Origin of the sequence: Pasteurella multocida (assembly GCF_900187275.1) — a bacterium.
GTDB classification, from domain to species: domain Bacteria; phylum Pseudomonadota; class Gammaproteobacteria; order Enterobacterales; family Pasteurellaceae; genus Pasteurella; species Pasteurella multocida.
Genome location: NZ_LT906458.1, coordinates 99,879 through 118,553, shown reverse-complemented (window position 1 = coordinate 118,553; position 18,675 = coordinate 99,879). Strand labels below are relative to the sequence as shown.

Annotated in this window: 18 protein-coding genes and 3 tRNA genes; 3 read left to right on the top strand and 18 right to left on the bottom strand. The window is 40.9% G+C overall.

Going from position 1 to position 18,675, the window contains the following annotated elements; genetic code table 11:
* Positions 1-29: 29 nt before the first annotated feature.
* From CKV69_RS00580 to CKV69_RS00565, 4 genes are all read right to left on the bottom strand, one after another.
* Positions 30-1,985 (bottom strand): tRNA(Met) cytidine acetyltransferase TmcA, encoded by a 1,956-nt coding sequence (locus tag CKV69_RS00580; protein WP_014325740.1) that lies wholly within the window; start codon positions 1,983-1,985, stop codon positions 30-32.
* A gap of 18 nt (positions 1,986-2,003) precedes the next feature.
* The gene (locus CKV69_RS00575; protein WP_005751774.1) at positions 2,004-2,732 is read right to left on the bottom strand and encodes a DUF5358 family protein; all 729 of its coding nucleotides are present in this window, start codon (positions 2,730-2,732) and stop codon (positions 2,004-2,006) included.
* Positions 2,733-2,849: 117 nt separating this feature from the next.
* The gene (gene ybeY / locus CKV69_RS00570; protein WP_014325739.1) at positions 2,850-3,326 is read right to left on the bottom strand and encodes an rRNA maturation RNase YbeY; all 477 of its coding nucleotides are present in this window, start codon (positions 3,324-3,326) and stop codon (positions 2,850-2,852) included.
* A complete protein-coding gene (locus tag CKV69_RS00565; RefSeq protein ID WP_014325738.1) occupies positions 3,327-4,445 on the bottom strand; it encodes a PhoH family protein in 1,119 nt (372 codons plus the stop codon).
* A gap of 193 nt (positions 4,446-4,638) precedes the next feature.
* Here CKV69_RS00565 and CKV69_RS00560 point away from each other — a divergent pair, with 193 nt between their 5' ends.
* A complete protein-coding gene (locus CKV69_RS00560; RefSeq protein ID WP_014325737.1) occupies positions 4,639-5,469 on the top strand; it encodes an HAD-IIB family hydrolase in 831 nt (276 codons plus the stop codon).
* 48 nt (positions 5,470-5,517) lie between these two features.
* Here the strand turns inward: CKV69_RS00560 and gshAB are convergent, their stop codons facing one another.
* The 4 genes from gshAB to dapA all read right to left on the bottom strand — a co-directional run bounded on the left by gshAB (position 5,518) and on the right by dapA (position 10,872).
* Positions 5,518-7,791 carry a bifunctional glutamate--cysteine ligase/glutathione synthetase gene (gene gshAB / locus CKV69_RS00555; RefSeq protein ID WP_014325736.1) on the bottom strand — a complete coding sequence of 758 codons (2,274 nt, stop codon included), beginning with the start codon at positions 7,789-7,791 and terminating at the stop codon, positions 5,518-5,520.
* Between the two features lie 145 nt (positions 7,792-7,936).
* On the bottom strand, positions 7,937-8,845 hold the full coding sequence (locus CKV69_RS00550) for a DMT family transporter (RefSeq protein ID WP_014325735.1): 909 nt from the start codon (positions 8,843-8,845) through the stop codon (positions 7,937-7,939).
* A gap of 10 nt (positions 8,846-8,855) precedes the next feature.
* Complete coding sequence (bamC, locus tag CKV69_RS00545) at positions 8,856-9,869, bottom strand: outer membrane protein assembly factor BamC (protein WP_014325734.1); 1,014 nt, start codon at positions 9,867-9,869, stop codon at positions 8,856-8,858.
* 106 nt (positions 9,870-9,975) lie between these two features.
* Positions 9,976-10,872, bottom strand: coding sequence for a 4-hydroxy-tetrahydrodipicolinate synthase (dapA, locus tag CKV69_RS00540; RefSeq protein ID WP_014325733.1), 897 nt, complete (start codon positions 10,870-10,872; stop codon positions 9,976-9,978).
* Positions 10,873-11,046: 174 nt separating this feature from the next.
* On the opposite strand from dapA, the gene bcp reads away from it, so the two are divergent.
* Entirely contained in the window at positions 11,047-11,514 is a 468-nt protein-coding gene (gene bcp, locus CKV69_RS00535) for a thioredoxin-dependent thiol peroxidase (protein ID WP_005751784.1), read from the top strand.
* Between the two features lie 50 nt (positions 11,515-11,564).
* Here the strand turns inward: bcp and purT are convergent, their stop codons facing one another.
* From purT to CKV69_RS00510, 5 genes are all read right to left on the bottom strand, one after another.
* Positions 11,565-12,746: a formate-dependent phosphoribosylglycinamide formyltransferase gene (gene purT / locus CKV69_RS00530; protein ID WP_014325732.1), complete on the bottom strand. Its 1,182-nt coding sequence runs from the start codon at positions 12,744-12,746 to the stop codon at positions 11,565-11,567.
* Positions 12,747-12,783: 37 nt separating this feature from the next.
* On the bottom strand, positions 12,784-13,290 hold the full coding sequence (gene luxS / locus CKV69_RS00525) for an S-ribosylhomocysteine lyase (protein ID WP_025248422.1): 507 nt from the start codon (positions 13,288-13,290) through the stop codon (positions 12,784-12,786).
* A gap of 173 nt (positions 13,291-13,463) precedes the next feature.
* Positions 13,464-13,943 (bottom strand): YqaA family protein, encoded by a 480-nt coding sequence (locus tag CKV69_RS00520; RefSeq protein ID WP_005723202.1) that lies wholly within the window; start codon positions 13,941-13,943, stop codon positions 13,464-13,466.
* Positions 13,936-14,547 carry a sugar O-acetyltransferase gene (locus tag CKV69_RS00515; RefSeq protein ID WP_005754552.1) on the bottom strand — a complete coding sequence of 204 codons (612 nt, stop codon included), beginning with the start codon at positions 14,545-14,547 and terminating at the stop codon, positions 13,936-13,938. Before CKV69_RS00515 ends, CKV69_RS00520 begins: the two co-directional genes overlap by 8 nt.
* 5 nt (positions 14,548-14,552) lie before the next feature.
* On the bottom strand, positions 14,553-15,152 hold the full coding sequence (locus CKV69_RS00510; protein WP_014325731.1) for a beta-phosphoglucomutase family hydrolase: 600 nt from the start codon (positions 15,150-15,152) through the stop codon (positions 14,553-14,555).
* A 123-nt stretch (positions 15,153-15,275) separates the two neighbouring features.
* On the opposite strand from CKV69_RS00510, the gene CKV69_RS00505 reads away from it, so the two are divergent.
* Complete coding sequence (locus tag CKV69_RS00505) at positions 15,276-15,656, top strand: PRD domain-containing protein (protein WP_005717372.1); 381 nt, start codon at positions 15,276-15,278, stop codon at positions 15,654-15,656.
* A gap of 135 nt (positions 15,657-15,791) precedes the next feature.
* Here CKV69_RS00505 and CKV69_RS00500 read toward each other — a convergent pair.
* From CKV69_RS00500 to CKV69_RS00480, 5 genes are all read right to left on the bottom strand, one after another.
* Positions 15,792-15,868, bottom strand: a tRNA-Arg gene (locus CKV69_RS00500).
* Between the two features lie 65 nt (positions 15,869-15,933).
* Positions 15,934-16,010: transfer RNA gene (locus CKV69_RS00495), tRNA-Arg, on the bottom strand.
* A gap of 50 nt (positions 16,011-16,060) precedes the next feature.
* Positions 16,061-16,153 (bottom strand) — tRNA-Ser (locus CKV69_RS00490).
* Between the two features lie 118 nt (positions 16,154-16,271).
* Positions 16,272-18,287, bottom strand: coding sequence for a DNA helicase Rep (rep, locus tag CKV69_RS00485; protein ID WP_025248420.1), 2,016 nt, complete (start codon positions 18,285-18,287; stop codon positions 16,272-16,274).
* Positions 18,288-18,294: 7 nt separating this feature from the next.
* The gene (locus CKV69_RS00480; protein WP_005717374.1) at positions 18,295-18,516 is read right to left on the bottom strand and encodes a YceK/YidQ family lipoprotein; all 222 of its coding nucleotides are present in this window, start codon (positions 18,514-18,516) and stop codon (positions 18,295-18,297) included.
* Between the last annotated feature and the right edge of the window lie 159 nt (positions 18,517-18,675).

Genomic DNA, 18,675 nt, shown 5'->3' with positions numbered 1-18,675 from the left:
TTTATGCTCCTTCTCAACACCCCACTTGATTATGATAAAACGGCTGTATGATTTTGCAACAATTTCTTGACTTCCTCACGGCATATTTTTATCCCATTTTTCTTGCCTCCCGCAAATTTCATCTCGTTTGATGACGGTTGTAACAGGGCAGACAATAACGGACAAATGCACCTGTTAGTTTGTGCCAACAAACGTTGTATCGCAGGTAAGGCGGCTGTAAATGAGCCTTGAAAATAAGCAAAATGCACTAATGCACGCCAATCTTGCGGATCTAATTGCCATGTGGTGGGCAAAGAAGGGAACGCCGTCGCGAGGGGATGTCGCGATAAACTGAGATTACGTTGGAACTGTTGGTACGCTTGCTGACAAAAGCTTATCCCTGCGGACGACAACGGTTTTAAGCCGATTACAGAGTAACAACCGCTACTGGCTTCTTTCTGTTCACCTAAATGCACCAATAAAAAACCGCACTTTTGCCAAAATGCAGCCAGCTTAGTGGTGTAACCAAAACTGGCGGACAAAAAATCCACCTGTGCATCTTGGCAAATATTTTTGACTAACTGTTGCCCAATACCTTGCTGTTGCCAATCTGGCTGAACAGCAATACGGGAAATCCGCAATGAGGATAAACGGCAGGCTTGCGGCAAATGCGCTTGAAAACACAGTAATTGAGGCACTAAATTGCCACGAGGACGGCGCAAACCGCGCTCAATCTCACCAATAAGTTGTTCTGATTGCAGACTTCCCTCTTGCACAAGCCAAGCGGCACCAAGGAGATGTTCGTCTTTTTGTGCTAAATAAAAATGTTGATTTGGCGCATCAAATAAACGGCGTAAATCCAGTGGTGACGTACGGTAATGGGCACGCGTCAGTAAACCATAAAGCGGAGCAATTTTTTGTTGCTGATATAATGTATGTTGTGAATAGCGCTGAAATTGAACGCCTTCAGCTGACGCCAATGGGGCAAAAGGCAAATCTTCCGCATGTAGCAATAAGAGATCATCCATAAAGGCTTCTAACTTATCATCAACTTGCCAACGTAGAGGCTGGTGAAGCTCAAAATGCGCAAAAGTGCGGTCTAAATTGGCTAAAAATTTGAGTAAAAAACCACGCCCGGTCCCTTCATAACTTTGTACCGTAGTGGTACAGAGTATGCCTTTAAAGGTTGATGTCAGCTGTTCTAACAAACTTAAAGGGAGCATAGCCGCTTCATCAATCAATAACCATTTATCAGCAAACGCATGGGGATCTTGTGCAATTTGCTCACAAAGTAAATCTGGTGACTTGAAATCTAACGCCGTATTAGCAAACGATTGTAAAATCCTGACAGCCGCTTGATTCGGTGCGGTTAATATCAACGTTTGGTTTTGTTGCTTCAACTGCCTTGCCCAAAAACCTGCTAGCGCCGATTTTCCTCGACCCCGCTTCGCCGTCACAATCAATACCGCTTCAGTAGCCTTATTGATACGGTGCAATAACTGTGCTTGTTCCACTGTCGGTTCTGATTGAAAATCGACCGCACTGGTTGATTTATCCGGCAATGATAGCGAAGGGAAAAAAGTATGATAAACAGGAAAGCCATAGTCTCGTACTTTTTGTTGAAAATAATGTAGAAAGTGCGGTGTCAAAATAGGATCATTTTCACCAGACCAACGGACTGAATCAGGATCTTGCCAAGTGCTCAGCATCGCCCATTGTGGTAATAAAATCAGCAACACACCTTCTTGTTGCAAAGTGCCACTGGCGATAGCTAAGGCATCAAGATTCAGCCCTCCCCTTGCATCATAGACAATCAAGGCAAACTCTTGCCCCAACATGTTTTTTGCTTGCTTGAAATCGAAATGAGCAAAAGACAAAAAAGGCGGTAAATCATCGCCAATCCATACCGCACTTTTTATTCCAGATAAGCGTGCGAGTGGGGAAAATAATGTAGCATTCTCCCCCACCCAACATTGTACTTTTCTTTGCTTATTTACCCGATTCATTTCACTTTCATCGTGCTATTACCAACGATCTAACGGGTGTGACCAATCAATACTGATATCGCGTTTAGGTTTATACATCGGCTCTGGCTGACCAAGTATTTTGCGTTCCATCGCTTCTTGTTGTTCACGCATTTTTCGCTCAATAGACATCTGTTGATCACGAATCTTATCTTCGATCGCCTGTTGCTGATCTTGGATACGACGTTCAATTGGATGACCGGATCGATTTTCTAAACCACGTTGCCGTTTGAGATCTTTAAAACGTTGGTTATAACGCTCTTTTAATTGGCGGCACTCTGACTCACGAATATTAGTTAAATCGTGTTTTAATTGCTGATATTTGAACTCAAAATAACCATAAGCATCAGGATCATCATAAATCACTTTCGCAGAAGATTTACCGACAATGTTTTCTAACTGTTCATGAATGATCGCTTTTACTAAATGCTTTTCTAGCGCTGTCAAACGGGCATCTTCTTGCTGCCCTAACTCAGGCAATAAACAATATTCCACATTATTCTTTGCCTGAATAAATTTATTCATGTGTTCGGTTGATATTTTGTAATAGCCCTTTTTCTCCTTTGGATAGCCACGCTGAGTTTGCGTTTCGAATGAAGGGGCTAAAGGGGGATCATAGCTTGGTTTTGAGATCGGCTTGCTACGAGGTTGATAATCTGGATATGGATAGTACGCTACACAAGCCGTTAAACTGAATAGCGCAAACACAATACATAATTTTTTCAACATGATTTTTTCCTATACAACTGTGATAAACCTGTCATCTTGGCATCTTATATGCCCTAACAAAAATTTTAGACTTCTTTGACCACAATTTAATAAAATGGTTTAAAAAGAAAGCACTTTTTATCCGTGCATTTCTTTTTCGCTCAGATAAGGATCCTCAAAACCCAAAGACTGCATGATTTCCGTTTCTAACCCTTCCATTTCCTCTGCTTCGGCGTCCTCAATATGATCATAGCCAAGTAAATGTAAGCAACCATGCACCACCATATGCGCCCAATGTGCCATTAATGGCTTACCTTGTTCTTCGGCTTCTTTTTCCACCACTTGACGGCAAATGACTAAATCGCCTAGCAAACTTAATTCCACTTCATCAGGGCATTCAAACGGAAAGGATAAGACATTGGTTGGCTTATCTTTGCCGCGATAAGTCAAATTCAGGTCATGACTTTCTGCTTCATCCACAATGCGCACCGTCATTTCAACATCGGAAAATTCTGGCTGGATCGCACGATTTGCCCATGCCTGAATTTGTGCTTCACTCGGTAAATTATCCGTGTTTTCGCAGACCAGTTGTAAATCAATTATCACTCGTTTCATTTATGCTTTCTCATGCGCTGTATTTTCTGACCGCACTTTTTCTATATTGTCTTTTTCAGCACGCTCTTGACGACGTTGTGCCGCGATCTCGGCACGGCGAATTTCATCTTGTGCTTCCCAAGCATCATAAGCTTGTACGACTTTCGCAACCACCGGATGCCGAACAATGTCTTTACTTTCAAAGTAGTTAAAACTCAATTCTGGTACACTTTCTAACACTTCAATGGCATGACGTAAGCCAGATTTTTGACTACGCGGTAAATCAATTTGAGTAATGTCACCGGTAATTACCGCTTTCGAATTAAATCCAATACGTGTTAAGAACATTTTCATTTGTTCAACTGTTGTATTTTGGCTTTCATCAAGAATAATAAAGCTGTCATTAAGGGTACGTCCACGCATATATGCTAAGGGGGCGATTTCAATTACATTGCGTTCCATTAATTTTTGTACACGCTCAAACCCCAACATTTCAAACAGCGCATCATACAATGGACGCAAATAAGGTTCGATCTTCTGTCCTAAATCACCGGGTAAAAAACCTAACTTTTCGCCCGCTTCCACCGCAGGACGAGTCAGCAAAATACGACGCACATCTTGCTTTTCGAGTGCTTCCACCGCGGCAGCTACCGCCAAAAATGTTTTTCCTGTTCCCGCCGGACCAATACCAAAACTGATATCATGACGAAAAATATTGTGTAAATACTGCACTTGATTTGGTCCACGCGGTTTAATCAATCCTCGCTTGGTTTTGATCGAAGACGCATATACCTTGCTTTCATCACGTTCAGTTTCTGTTTCTTGCACTAAAATACGGCTTTCTTGAATGGCGATATGCACATCTTCTAAATCCAGTTCACGAATTTGTCCCCGCACAGGCGCGGTTTCCAAATATAACATTTGAATTAATTTGACCGCACTTTGTAACAATTTGGCGTGATGAGGCTTATTTTCTGCCTCATTCGATTGAATCGTAAAAGTAAAATTACGTCGTGAAATGGTTAAATTTAATGATTTTTCAATCAGTTGTAAATTCCCTTCGTACGCACCACATAAGGCTTGTAAACGCGCATTATCTTGCGGTTCAAGGGTAAATGTTTCCGTGAATAACTCCGTCAATGTGAAACCTCAAAAGTGAAAAGAAAACTTACGCTATTGTAAAGAGATTGTGGAAAATTTGCTAGGTAAGATTTCGTCTAGCCGCCACAAACATAGCGGTGCAAAAAACAAGCGGGTTTTCACCTCATATCGTAGCTTTTCAGTTATGATAAGCGAAATTGTTTATGATCAGCACGTGATCTTAGGAGGCATGATGACATTGGCAAAAGACAAACTACCGGCAACCTTTCCACAACCGACTGAAGTACAGTATTTGGTTTGTTGTGATATGGATGAAACCTATATTCCTTATCACCCCGACAATCAAGTGACAAGCGGGATTACCGAATTAGAGCATTTCCTTTTAGAAGAAGGGGAGAAAAAAGGCATCCTGTTAGGTTGGATAACAGGCACGAATAAGACCTCCGCGTTACGCAAAGCAAAGCGTACCATTTCACAAAGTCCACACTTTTTATGTTGTAGTTTAGGAACCGAGTTTTATTGGATAACGCAAGGGGAATTAGTGCCATCGACAACTTGGCAACAACGTATTGCTACTTCTGGTTATCAGCAACAAAAAGTTGATCAGATCGTTGAACAAATTCTTGCTCAAGGTATCAGATTAGATAGACAGCCTGAAGATTATCAAGGTCCCTATAAAACCAGTTTTTATTATTTGATCAGAGATGAGATGGAAAAAGACATTGCTTGGATACGCTCACTCGCCGAACAAGCACAACTGAGAGTACTCATCACGAAAGCAAATCCTGCTGCGGGTGATCCTGAAAACAGTTATGATGTGGACTTTATTCCAAAATGCTGTGGTAAAGATCAAGCAGTACTCTTTTTAATGGAAGAACTGAAACTCGACAAACAGCAGGTTTTAGCATTTGGTGACAGTGCCAATGATTTTACTATGTTTGCTGTGGCTGGGAATGGCTATTTGGTAGCTAATGCAGATAAGCATGCGATTGAGCGGTATGGCAAGTGCCTAGATAAGCCTTACTGTCACGGCATCTTGAGTGCTCTTCGTCAATTGCCGTAAATATAATAAAGGCGAACTGAGGGTTCGCCTTTATAATGACTTATGCACTTACTCCAGTTCAGGAAAGAGCATCTTAATCACATGCTGAGTTAAACGACGAGATTTACCCGCATAAGGGAAAATATGCATCATCATCATCGGATTAAAATTCGCTTCAATCACGCCCCAAGAACTTAAGTTTGGCGTAGCCGGTTGCTTCAAGTCAGGGATAATTAAATCCACACCACACACCGCCGCGCCCATCGCTTTCGTGATACCGACAGCCAGTTGTTTATAACTCTCGTGCATTTCATCCGTCATATCAATGGAATCACCACCTGTACTAATATTGGAATTGGCTCGTAGTTGTACAAGCTGATCTTTAGCGGGAATGCTATCAATGGTTAAGCCTTGCTCCTTGAGCTGTAACTGCTCAATTTCGCCTAAAGCAATTTTTTTCAATGGCGTACGGCTACCATCACCTCGTAGCGGATGATCATTTTTCATGGCAACAAGTTCTGCCACAGAATGCACACCGTCTCCCACGACATTGGCTGGTACACGCAGTAATACGGCCAATGTTTCATCACCTAATACAAAGAAGCGGTATTCTGTTCCGACTAAATAATCTTCCACCATTACTTCTTTATCTTCACGGAAAGCAATTTCTAGCGCCTTAGCAAAATCCTCACGGTTTTGCACGCCTTGTTGGAAAATGGTGATACCCAAGCCATAGTTCGTGGATTTGGGTTTAATCACTACCGCACGGTTTTCAAAAAGTGCATAACTTGCTACCGCTTTCTCAAGAGAAGTAAACTCCACACTTTGTGGCACATTAAAGCCCGCTTTTTGCAATACTTTTTTGGTCACCACTTTATTTTCCATAATTAGCGGTGAAATATAACTGTCGTGTGAGGTCATATTGCCGTTTTTCACATACTCAATATGATCACCATGTTTTAAGCACAAGAATTGATCATTTTCATCCAAAATCTCAGTATGAATCCCTTTCTGGATCACATCAAATAACAACGCTTGGGTAGAAAGCTCCATGTTATCGAATGCAGATAAGGCATAAAAACGTTCGAAGGCTTGGGCTTTATATTGCTGTGCGAGCTGGGCACCTAATTGTTGATCGCTCCCAGCTTGCTCAATCGCGCGTACTAAACGTCCTGCCACTGTTTTGCTTGGATCCGTGAATTGAGTTAACTTCTCTTTCACAATCTCAAATAATTCCGGCTCTGCGCCAATTTGCTCTAGCATCGACAATAATTCTAAGAGCACCAATTCGCCTTCGACGGCATAAGCGGTTTTTTCTAATGGATGCTCAAAAGCCACTTCTGCCAAACGCGCTTTACCTAATTCCACTTCTTCTTGATCAGCAGTATGATCCATCCAAATCATGAATAAGGCGAACACGTGGATAAACTTCGCATCTTTTAGGCTAATCCCGTAAATTTCAAACGGATTTAAGTCAAATAAACGGAACTCCAGATATTGAATACCCGTTGTCAAAAATTCGCGCGCTTTCTTTGCACCACGCAAACGCACATTAGAATAAAATTCTTTTTCTGCAATCAATTTCCCCGTTGATACCCAATGTTCTAAGCTTTCAACATACTTTTCGACACTATCAAAAGAAACGTTAATTTCGGGATCATTCACATAACCATATTGACTTGAACGTAAACTACGCACGAATTGCCCTTTCGCTAACGGGGAACCATCTTTAAAATAAGCAGATTCAACCGTTGGTGTTGCCGCTAATAGATACAACAAAATCCATTGATAACGTAAGAAGTTTTTTGCCATTTTCAGATATAAATCATTCTGAAAATCGACCGCACTTTGATACTCATTCTGCAAGCGGAATAAACGTGTGATCAAGTCGGGGGAAAGCTGAAAGTTATAGTGAATCCCGCTGACCATCTGCTTATTTTTACCATATATTTTCACTAAATATTCACGATAAGCCACGTCTTCTGGGTTATCTAATTGTGCCACACGAATTTGCTCTTCTGCTGGCAATCCCGCAGGCATACTCAATGGGAAAATATATTCTTCTTCGGGTAGCGAACGTTGTACCACTTCATGAATAGCAGACAACCAACGAAACGTATCTTCTAACTTTTTAGTTGGCGGGGTAATCAGCTCAAGTTGGCTCTCAGCAAAATCTGTTTGAATATAAGGATGATAACGGCGATTACCAAACACCGCAGGATGAGGAGTCGTTACAATTGCACCATCGGCAGTCACGCGCTGACTTTCTTTTTCTAACCCGAATGAGCCTTGTTGAAACAATAATCCTAATTGGTTTTCATGAATGATATGTTGAATTTTCATTTGCTTTCCTTCAAATAAATACGGTTAACCGGCTTGAACAGATGAAACTTAATCAGTGAAATAAAGGGTTGGTTTGGCATTGTAGCCTAATCAAGCGAGCAGCAGAAGAAACAAATTGCACTAAAGCATAATAGAAAAGGCGATGTCAAGTACGGATTCTTAAACATAAAATACAGCCTAAAAGCACACATAGTGCGCCCATCCCTTGGTAAATGTTCATCACTTCGCCTAACGTAACATAGCCAACTAATGCTGTGGAAATGGGCACTAATAATTGAATCACATTAAATCTCACAATCCCTTGCGTTTTCACAATAAAAAAAGCCAATAACATGCCTGTCATCATGCCATATACGCCCGCCAGACTTAGTTCAACGAGTGCGCCAATACTCACTTCAGCTAAACGAAAAATGATCTCACTTTTCAACGCCCAAACCAAGTATATCATGCCAGACAAAAATGCCGTGAATGCACTCAACACGACCACATTGGTTCCTCTCGCGACCTGCTTCACCACTAAATTTTGAATAGATTGGATGAAAATAGCCAGCGTTAAAAAAAGCGAACCTAACAAGAAATTGCTGTCTGATGCGCTGTGTTGACCATAAAGCACAAACAACAGCGAACCCAAAATCAAAATACTGCTCCCCACGGCAAAAGGGATCTGCATGACTTTTTTTCTTTCATCTTGATAAATGATAGCTGCCATGAAAATCGAAAGGGGCATCGCCAGCACCCCAAAAATACTGCCAGACAAAGCTGATGTATATTTCATTCCATTGATAAAAAAATACATATTCGCGGTCATAAAACAGGCTAGAAGTAAAAATGATAAAAGTAACTTCGGCTGATGAAAAACACGCGTTAACTCAGCGCGATAATAAAAAAAACAGGCTAAAATAAAAACGCTGCCCCCTGAGAGAAAGCGAACAGCGTTATTATTTAATGTATCAAAATGAATACTCATATAACGCATAATGGGAAAGCCGAATCCCATTAATGCGACATAACTCAAACAAATCAAGTTATCTCGCTGGATACTGAGTTTAGTCATCTTGACTGTATTATTTCGCTAAGAGATTTTGTAATGCTTGATAAAGCGCCTGAGCCTGCTCCCCAGATAACGCATTGCCATCATCATCGGTCATCACCACCGCACTTTGCTTCCCTAAGGCGCTTAACTGCATAAAATAGGTACCTGTTTTCAGTCCGCTACTGCCTTCAGCACGACCAAATGGCCACCACCAACTTTTTGCTCCAGCTGGACGGTATTTTAACTCCCTTACCCCACGACCAATAATTTCATCTTTAATATCAAATTCAAGCTGCGGTAAAACTTGTCCTAGTTTTGTCCACGCATGATTAAAGGGTGCGCCTAACACGAGAGCAGTACGCCCATTACTGTCCGTACCGAATACAGACTGAATTGGCATCAATCCGCTGTTATTCAAATCACGGACTTGTTTACGATAAGACGCATCTAATTCACCAACAAGTTGGTTCAAGCGATCAGAACTATAACGTTGTTTATCCGCTAAATGTGGACTAAATACCACCTCATTACGTTTCATCTGTAAAATGGAGACAAACAGTGCACTATAATTGCTAGAACTCACCTGCTCAATTTCATAACGTACTTGCGTATCCCCAATCTCATCCGCACGTCCCGTTGGAGCCCAATCTGTCACAATTTTCTCATTCGTTAACTGATAACCAATCCCCTGCTCTTTTAATAAACGTGCGACTTGTTGCAGGTTATAAACCTCTCTTTTATCAATCGGATAAGCAATTAATGCCCGTTCACCATCAAACTGTGCAATAGAATTTTGAATAATCGCTAAAGGCGTTTCTGGGGGGCGAATATCCACCTGATCCGCTTTTTTCACTTTCACTTGAGGAAGTTGATAAGTGGTATCCTGCTTTGGCAAGCTCACGCCAGCGGTGTTCAAAGGGGCGAACAGCGGTAAGGCCGCATCTGATTTTTGATAAGTATCATTGGCTTGCTGTTTACTTTCATTGCTCACTGAGCAACCTGCCAAGGTTGCAACGAAAGCAAAAGGGAATAACCACTTTTTCATAACTATTTTCCTTAATAATAAATTTTTTTCAACGCTACCGCACTTTGACAATAAAGCGAAACAAAAGTTTACTCGACTTATTGTTGTACAACCTCAGTGTATCTTATTACAACAAACCCGCGATTTTTAATGCGTCTTCGACTTTAGGTTGTAAATGTTCACTCAGCGTTGTCAACGGTAAGCGTAAAGTCGGTGTATCAATCAAACCTAAACGGTAAGCTGCCCATTTCACAGGAATTGGATTGGATTCGACAAATAAATTTTTATGTAATGCCATCAAGCGCTGATTAATTTGTTCAGCTTCCTCAAATTGTCCATTTAGTGCAAGATGACACATTTTTGCCATGTCCGCGGTCGCCACGTTATTGGTCACAGAAATTACACCTTGCCCCCCTAATTTAATGGACTCTAACCCTGTTGCATCATCACCACTTAAGAAAATGAAATCCTCTCCCGCCAATTCTTTAATTTTGGCGACACGACTAAGATCACCGGTTGCTTCTTTAATAGCAACAATATTGTTGATTTTCGCCAAACGGGCTACTGTTTCTGGCAACAAATCGCTTCCAGTACGACTTGGCACGTTATATAAAATTTGTGGCAAATCTGTACATTCTGCAATGGCTTTAAAATGCTGATACATACCTTCTTGGGTTGGCTTATTATAATAAGGCACCACAGAAAGACAGCCTGCTACACCACTGTCATTTAAGAGTTTAGTCATTACAATAGCTTCGCTAGTGGCATTAGCACCGGCTCCCGCAATCACAGGAATACGTCCATCAGCAAACTCGACCGTTTTTAAAATGGTTTTAACATTCTCATCAATGCTTAATGTTGCAGCTTCACCAGTTGTGCCTACTGAGACAATCGCATCCGTACCCGCTGCGATATGATGTTCAACTAAACTTTTCAATCTGACAAAATCAATTTCGCCAGAACTGTCCATTGGGGTCACGATAGCAACGATACTGCCCGAGAAGAGATAATTGTTTGCTGACATACAGCCTCCTGAAAATATTTATTAATTATAAATAGCTGTCATTTTTAGAATGAATTCACTATATTGATGTTGAGTTTGCTTGTAAATTTCGATTTAAGATCGCTAAAATAGCTTGGATTTGCAAGTAATTTTTTCAATTTTTTCGATAAACTTATTTTTCAACAGAGGATTTTCATGAAAACCTTATCCATCGGCGAAAGTGCGCCACAATTTAGTTTGCTTAATCAATGCAAAGAAAACATCAGTCTAAATCAATTTGCTGGCAAAAAAGTCCTTGTTTATTTTTATCCTAAAGCCCTCACACCGGGCTGTAATACTCAAGCTTGCGGATTAAGAGATAGCAAAACTGAATTAGAAAAGCATGGTGTGGTGATTTTAGGTATTAGTCCTGATAGCCCAGAAAAATTAAGTAAATTTAGTGAAAAAAAAGCCCTTAATTTTCATCTGTTAGCAGATGAGGATCATCAGGTGGCAGAACAATTTGGTGTATGGGGAGAAAAGAAATTTTTAGGCAAAACCTATGACGGTATTCATCGCATCAGTTTTTTAATTGACGAACAAGGTAACGTTGAGCAGGTTTTCCGCCAATTCAAAACCTCAAACCATCATCAAGTGGTGTTAGATTATTTAACTCAAAAATAAAGACAAAAACGACCGCACTTAACAGCGCGGTCATTGCTATCACAGAACCTTTACAGCGTAATCTCAAGCTTATCATAAGCACGGCGTGCTTTTTCTAATGCTTTCTCAACAGAAATATCACGTGCTAAAATCACGCCCATACGACGGTGACCATCTACTTCGCCCTTACCAAATAAACGAAGATTCGTATGCGGTTCAGCAAGCACCTCAGCCAATTGACCAAATACGACTTGCGTGGATTTCCCCTCAACCACAATCGCTTTGGACGCTGACGGGCTAATAAGTGTAATGTCCGGAATTGGCAAACCTAAAATAGCTCGTGCGTGTAACGCAAACTCAGACAATTCTTGTGAAATTAAGGTCACCATGCCAGTATCATGAGGGCGTGGTGAAACCTCATTGAAAATAACCTCATCCCCACAAACAAACATTTCCACGCCAAAAATACCACGTCCCCCTAACGCACCAGTAATTTTTTCTGCAATCGCCTGCGCTTTTTCTAATGCCACCACTGACATGGCTTGAGGTTGCCAAGATTCGCGATAATCCCCATCAATTTGAATGTGACCGATTGGTGCGAGAAAAGAGGTGCCATGGACATGACGTACTGTTAATAACGTAATTTCATAATCAAATTTGACAAAACCTTCCACAATGACACGTCCTGCCCCCGCACGCCCACCTTGTTGCGCATATTCCCACGCGGACGGTATCTGTTCGACTGATTTCAAAATACTTTGTCCATGTCCTGAAGAAGACATAATCGGCTTAACCACACAAGGGATCCCAATTTTTTCCACTGCGCGTTTGAAATCATCAAAATTATCAACAAATTGGTAGTTTGACGTTGGTAACCCTAACTCTTCTGCTGCCAAACGACGAATACCTTCACGATTCATGGTTAATTGGGTTGCTTTCGCCGTTGGAATCACAGTAAACCCTGCCTGCTCTAATTCCACGAGCGTTGCCGTCGCAATCGCTTCCACTTCTGGCACGATGTAATCTGGCTTTTCTTTCTCCACTAAGGCTTTTAAAGCCTCGCCATCAAGCATAGATATCGTATAAGCACGATGTGCCACTTGTTGTGCTGGCGCATTAGCATAACGATCAACAGCAATCACCTCAACACCAAGGCGTTGTAGCTCAATCACCACTTCTTTACCGAGTTCGCCTGAACCTAGCATCATCACTTTTGTGGCTTTCGGCGTAAGTGGGGTACCAATTGTTGTCATATGGATTTCCTTCTGGACGGTTGTGTTTTATAAATTCTTAAAGAGATAATAATTGTTCGTCGAGTAATAAATCTTCATTTTTATTCACACTCACACCACGCTCAAGTACATTGTGTGCGATTTGTTGTGCTTCGGCTAATGAGTGCTCGGTGTAAGTCCCGCACTGGAAAGCATTTAATTCTGGGATCTGCGCTTGATCTTTTACCAATAACACATCTCGCATTGAGGCTAACCAAGCGTCTGCCACCTGTTGCTCATTGGGTGTGCCAATTAATGACATGTAAAACCCTGTACAACAGCCCATCGGGGAAATATCAATAATTTCTACTTCTGTCCCATTTAAATGATCGCGCATAAAACCCGCAAAAAGATGTTCTAAAGTATGAATCCCTTTTGGGGAAAGAATCTCTTTATTTGGTATGCAAAAACGTAAATCAAATACAGTAATGTTATCGCCCTTTGGGGTAGTCATGGTTTTCGCAATGCGTACTGCTGGCGCTTTCATACGGGTATGGTCAACTTTAAAGCTATCAAGTAATGGCATAATATGTCCTTAAATTTTCAAGTTTTCGCAAAATGCAGGTAAATTTTTTTGAACTTTTTTTAAACGTATCAGTCTTAGGATACAGCAACTTGCAGTTGTTTTTAATAAAATTGGTTCCTTAGGTTATTCACCACCCATCTTGGGTGGTGTTTTTTTTAGCATGTGAGATATTACTAGGACATCACTTTCATCGTCAGCAACAGTAAAAAAAGATAACGTACCCATTTTCCAACAAAAATAAGCACACATGCCCCGAGTATATTCAATCTTAACCATCCTGCAACCGCGCAAAATAAATCACCAACTATCGGTAGCCAACTAAACAGCAGACTCCAAACACCGTAGCGTTGCACTTTTTGCATGACCCACTTAAAACGAGGATGCTGTTGCTGTTTTTCGGATAAACGAGGTAAACCGTAACCTAAGTAATAAGTTGTCATGCTACCTAAACTGTTTCCCAATACTGCCATATGGAATAACCACAGTACATCATCAGAGAAAAGCCCTTGCTGATTAAGTTGCAAAGGGGCGAGTAATGTAACAAACACGATTTCTGAATTACCGGGTAAAAGCGTGGCACTCAAAAAGGCACTAGCAAACATAAACCATAAGCTATGTTGTTGCCAAAAATCCCATGTCCAAAAATCAATCATTCCAGTCTGGTTTAAAACGTTGTAAATAATCCTCTCGGTCCTGCGGGCTAATCATTCGTTGTACTTTACATGGATTGCCCACGGCTACACAATTTGCCGGAATATCTTTTGTAACCACAGAACCCGCCCCAATTACAGTATTGTCACCGATAGTAACGCCACCTAAAATCACCACATTGCCCCCAATCCACACATTATTCCCAATCACAATGGGTAGTGCTTGTTCCCATTCTGCCTTACGCAATTCAGGATCAATTGGATGCCCTACGGTGTATAAACTCACATTCGGAGCAAATAACACATCATCGCCAATCTTCACGCCTCCTGTATCTAGGATAGTACAGTGATAATTCGCAAAAAAGTTTTTTCCGACTTCAATAAATTGCCCGTAATCACAGTAAAAAGGCGCATTAATGTGAGGTGTATTCGCAGCTTTACCAAGAATAGATAAGATCAAACGGGCTTTTGTTTGTTTATCTGAAGGGCGAGTTAACACATTATATTCATGCAATAATTCTTTATTACGTAAGCGCATCTCTGCCAATTCCGGATCATAAGGCTGGTGCGCTAAACCTAAATGTCGTTTTTCTTTGTCTGTCAACATCGTTGTTACTCTGTGATTAATGTATGGGTTCTGACATCAAAAACATGCATACCTGCTGCAAGTCCTGCTTGCACACCTAAATCAGCATCTTCAAATACCAGACAAGTTTGAGGATTTACTCCAATTAATTCGGCACAACGCAAAAAAGTATCGGGTTCGGGTTTATGTTTCGCCACATCCTCTGAAGTAACCACTGCATCAAAGCAATGTGCGATCTCCAATTTATTTAATAACTTATGTGTGATTTCACGATGCGACCCAGTGCCTAACGCCATGGGTTTTTGATTATGATAGCTTTTCACAATTTGCGCAGCAGGTAACAATGTAGCTTCCGCCATGATTAAAGCATGACCAAATTGACGTTTTAATTTCATGACTTCCTGTAATTGTGTTAATGGCATATTCGCACGCAGCATCATTTCCTGGGCAATAGTGCGAAGAGGCGCACCTGCGAGTTCATACATGACAGACGGCGATAACGGATATCCCACCTTGTCAGCCACTTTGAGCCATGCACGCTCATGACAAGGCATCGTGTCTACTACCGTCCCATCCATATCAAAAATCAACCCAGCATATTGCGCTAAAATCTTCACATCTAACATACGTCACTCTTTCTATTATCAACTCAAAGCTAGGCATTATTTTGCGACAAAATTGTGATCTCTGCACTATTTAATTTTAAGAAAGTAAGCTAGACTGCAAAGCAACGTGTCGCAGGGGGAAACATGGATATCCAATCTCACTTAAAAATGTTACAAGTGCGAAAGTTAATTGATGAGCAAATTGTCGAGATTGTATTTAATGCGCAAGATCATTTGGCTCAACACTGGCATGTTGATGTCAACACGATGCAAGTACAAACCCTGCTGGTTCACTTAGCCAATGCGTTAGGTCGGATTAAACGACAACACTGTGCCTCTCCCTTGCATAAAGATTTTCAGATAAAGATTCAAAGTGCGGTCTGTTTTCCCATTGTTTCTGCTATGCACCAAGATATTTTGGATCTGATTCCTTTCCCTATTCCCGATAACGAACAAACTTATTTTCTAGCAAATTATTATTCGTTATTGTTAGATCAACCCGATATTCTAAAAAAATGCAATTAGCTGTTGTCGTTTTAGGCACACAAACAGAATAGGATGTTATTCGTTTGAGATTTTCAACGCTTTTGCCTAAAACTCAAAAGAGAACGGAAAGTTATTTGTATTTGATAAAGTGAAGAGATTGATAAGAGAATGAAATGGCGCACCCGAGAGGATTCGAACCTCTGACCGCTCGGTTCGTAGCCGAGTACTCTATCCAGCTGAGCTACGGGTGCGTATTGATATGCGTTGATTTTATTTACTTGCTTAAACCAGTTTAATCAGTAGAGTCTAATTAAAATGGCGCACCCGAGAGGATTCGAACCTCTGACCGCTCGGTTCGTAGCCGAGTACTCTATCCAGCTGAGCTACGGGTGCAGCACGATTTTACTTCCGCCAAAGTAGGCTTTGTAAAATACTTGAGTAAATGGCGGTGAGAGAGGGATTCGAACCCTCGATGGAGTTTTTGACCCCATACTCCCTTAGCAGGGGAGCGCCTTCAGCCTCTCGGCCATCTCACCGCAATCGGTTTGTGGGCGGTATAATACGTTTTTCTAAAAATAAGTCAAATCATTTTTACAAAAAAATTATTCAGTTGACTGATTTCTCTACAAATTCAATAAAATACCCACTTAAAAACTATTTACCCCGCAAAATCGCACGTAAGTTCGCCAATTGTGTGGCGGTATTCTCGCGAACTTGTTCCTGTGTTAAAGGTGGTTTATCGCGCTCCCACTGCACATCATCAGTGGGCAGTTCAGCCAAAAAGCGACTTGGCTCAGGCTTTAGTAACTCACCAAACTGGCGTCTTTCTTTGCATAACGAGAAGGTTAATGTTTGTTGCGCACGCGTAATGCCTACATAGGCTAAACGGCGTTCTTCTTCTACATTATCCTCATCAATACTGGTCTGATGCGGTAAAATCCCTTCTTCCATCCCAATTAAAAAAACATGCGGAAATTCTAAGCCTTTGGAAGCATGTAGCGTCATTAATTGCACTTGATCACTTTCATCATCCTCTTCTCCTCGCTCCAACATGTCACGTAATGTCAAACGTGTCACTACTTGATTAAGCGTCATTGGTTCGTCAATGTCATTTCCCTTTAACATCTCCGCGACCCAATCAAACAGTGTCGCCACATTTTTACTTTGCATTTCCGCTGCTTTAGGACTGGTCGCATATTCGTATAAGTATTCTTCGTAATGAAGTTGTGCGAGCATGCTACGAATCGCGCGTTCAGGTTCTGAGCAAATTACCTCATCACTTAATTGCACGATCCACTGTCCGAAATGTTGCAACGCATTATAGGCTTTAGGTGTAATTTGTTGAATTAACTCAAAATCAAAAATTGCTTCAAATAAACTACAATGTTTTTCATGGGCTAACTCACCTAATTTTTGTAACGTCACCGTCCCAATTTCGCGCTTAGGCGTATTCACAATACGTAAAAACGCGGCGTCATCATCTTGATTTACCACTAAACGTAAATACGCCATCATGTCTTTAATTTCTGCACGCGAGAAAAAGGAGGTACCCCCTGAAATTTTGTAGGGAATACGGTTTTGCATTAACACCTTTTCCAACAAACGCGATTGATGATTACCGCGATATAAAATCGCATAATCTTTATACTTGGTTTTGCGCATAAATCGGTGTGCGATTAATTCTCCTACCACACGTTCCGCTTCTTCTTCTTCATTTTTGGCTTCGATAACTTGTAGCTTTTCCCCTTGATCTAGCGTTGAAAACAGTTTTTTAGCAAACACATGATCATTATTATCGATCAAAATATTGGCACAATGTAAAATGCGTTGTGTTGAACGATAATTTTGTTCTAATTTCACGACGTTTAAGTGAGGAAAATCGGTTTTCAACCGCATCATATTTTGTGGCTGCGCGCCACGCCAAGAATAAATTGATTGATCATCATCTCCGACTACCGTAAAGCAAGCGCGCTCCCCGACTAATAATTTGATCAATTCATACTGACTGGTATTGGTATCCTGATATTCATCGACTAATAAATAGCGGATTTTCTGTTGCCACTTCGTGCGAACCGCATCATTTTGTTGTAATAATAAGGTCGGTAACATAATTAAATCATCAAAATCCAATGCATTGTACGCACGAATTTGCTGGTTATAACGATCATAACACTCTGCAAACATTTGTTGTTTGTGATCACGTGCAAGCTGTTTTGCCTGTGGTGGCAAAACTAAATCATTTTTCCAACGAGAAATGACCGAAATTAATTCACGTAATAAATCCTTGTCCTCACACAATAAGTCCGCTGTTAACTCTTTTAATAGCGCATATTGATCATGTTCATCAAACAACGTCATATTCGCTTTAAAGCCTAATTGCTTATATTCACGTTTAATCATATCAAAGCCTAAAGTGTGAAACGTGGATACAATTAGACCACGACTGGCTTCTTTACCAATTGAGTGGGCAACACGCTCTTTCATTTCCCGTGCAGCTTTGTTCGTAAAAGTCACCGCCGCAATCTGGCGCGGAACATAGCCACATTTGGCAACGAGATAAGCAATTTTATTAATGATAACCCGTGTTTTACCCGAGCCCGCCCCAGCGAGCACTAAGCAAGGTCCAGTGACATATTCCACGGCTTGTTGTTGCTGTTTATTTAATTTCATGGGTCATTTATTCGGTTTCTTGAGTCCAGACATAAGGCAATAATGCGGTATCCAATATAAAAGAGAAAGGCAAATCTAAAATAGGAAGTCCCCAGCGCTTTGCCATTTCAAGATCATATTTTGTGCCAGCATACGAAGAATAAGACTCCGTAGGGTCAATTAATTTCACGACAGTACCACAGCCATTTAAGCCTAAAAGTACGATTAAAAGTAAGCAAAATTTTTGCATTTGTTTCCTTGTTTATTATAGCTAACTAATCCTCGCGACAATATTAAAAAATGCCATAAACATTTCTACATTTTGAATACGCCAAACCACACATAAATGTGATACATATCACACTTTACAATTAACAAAATATATTTTGTGATATATATCACATTTTTA

Bases quoted from the DNA above. Each gene is read 5' to 3' on its own strand.
- CKV69_RS00480 (WP_005717374.1), bottom strand. From the start codon at position 18,516: ATGCAAAAATTTTGCTTACTTTTAATCGTACTTTTAGGCTTAAATGGC.
- bamC (WP_014325734.1), bottom strand. From the start codon at position 9,869: ATGAAAAAGTGGTTATTCCCTTTTGCTTTCGTTGCAACCTTGGCAGGT.
- rep (WP_025248420.1), bottom strand. From the start codon at position 18,287: ATGAAATTAAATAAACAGCAACAACAAGCCGTGGAATATGTCACTGGA.
- CKV69_RS00580 (WP_014325740.1), bottom strand. From the start codon at position 1,985: ATGAATCGGGTAAATAAGCAAAGAAAAGTACAATGTTGGGTGGGGGAG.
- CKV69_RS00550 (WP_014325735.1), bottom strand. From the start codon at position 8,845: ATGACTAAACTCAGTATCCAGCGAGATAACTTGATTTGTTTGAGTTAT.
- dapA (WP_014325733.1), bottom strand. From the start codon at position 10,872: ATGTCAGCAAACAATTATCTCTTCTCGGGCAGTATCGTTGCTATCGTG.
- CKV69_RS00515 (WP_005754552.1), bottom strand. From the start codon at position 14,547: ATGTTGACAGACAAAGAAAAACGACATTTAGGTTTAGCGCACCAGCCT.
- gshAB (WP_014325736.1), bottom strand. From the start codon at position 7,791: ATGAAAATTCAACATATCATTCATGAAAACCAATTAGGATTATTGTTT.
- CKV69_RS00510 (WP_014325731.1), bottom strand. From the start codon at position 15,152: ATGTTAGATGTGAAGATTTTAGCGCAATATGCTGGGTTGATTTTTGAT.
- CKV69_RS00520 (WP_005723202.1), bottom strand. From the start codon at position 13,943: ATGATTGATTTTTGGACATGGGATTTTTGGCAACAACATAGCTTATGG.
- luxS (WP_025248422.1), bottom strand. From the start codon at position 13,290: ATGCCATTACTTGATAGCTTTAAAGTTGACCATACCCGTATGAAAGCG.
- CKV69_RS00505 (WP_005717372.1), top strand. From the start codon at position 15,276: ATGGATATCCAATCTCACTTAAAAATGTTACAAGTGCGAAAGTTAATT.
- CKV69_RS00575 (WP_005751774.1), bottom strand. From the start codon at position 2,732: ATGTTGAAAAAATTATGTATTGTGTTTGCGCTATTCAGTTTAACGGCT.
- CKV69_RS00560 (WP_014325737.1), top strand. From the start codon at position 4,639: ATGACATTGGCAAAAGACAAACTACCGGCAACCTTTCCACAACCGACT.
- ybeY (WP_014325739.1), bottom strand. From the start codon at position 3,326: ATGAAACGAGTGATAATTGATTTACAACTGGTCTGCGAAAACACGGAT.
- bcp (WP_005751784.1), top strand. From the start codon at position 11,047: ATGAAAACCTTATCCATCGGCGAAAGTGCGCCACAATTTAGTTTGCTT.
- purT (WP_014325732.1), bottom strand. From the start codon at position 12,746: ATGACAACAATTGGTACCCCACTTACGCCGAAAGCCACAAAAGTGATG.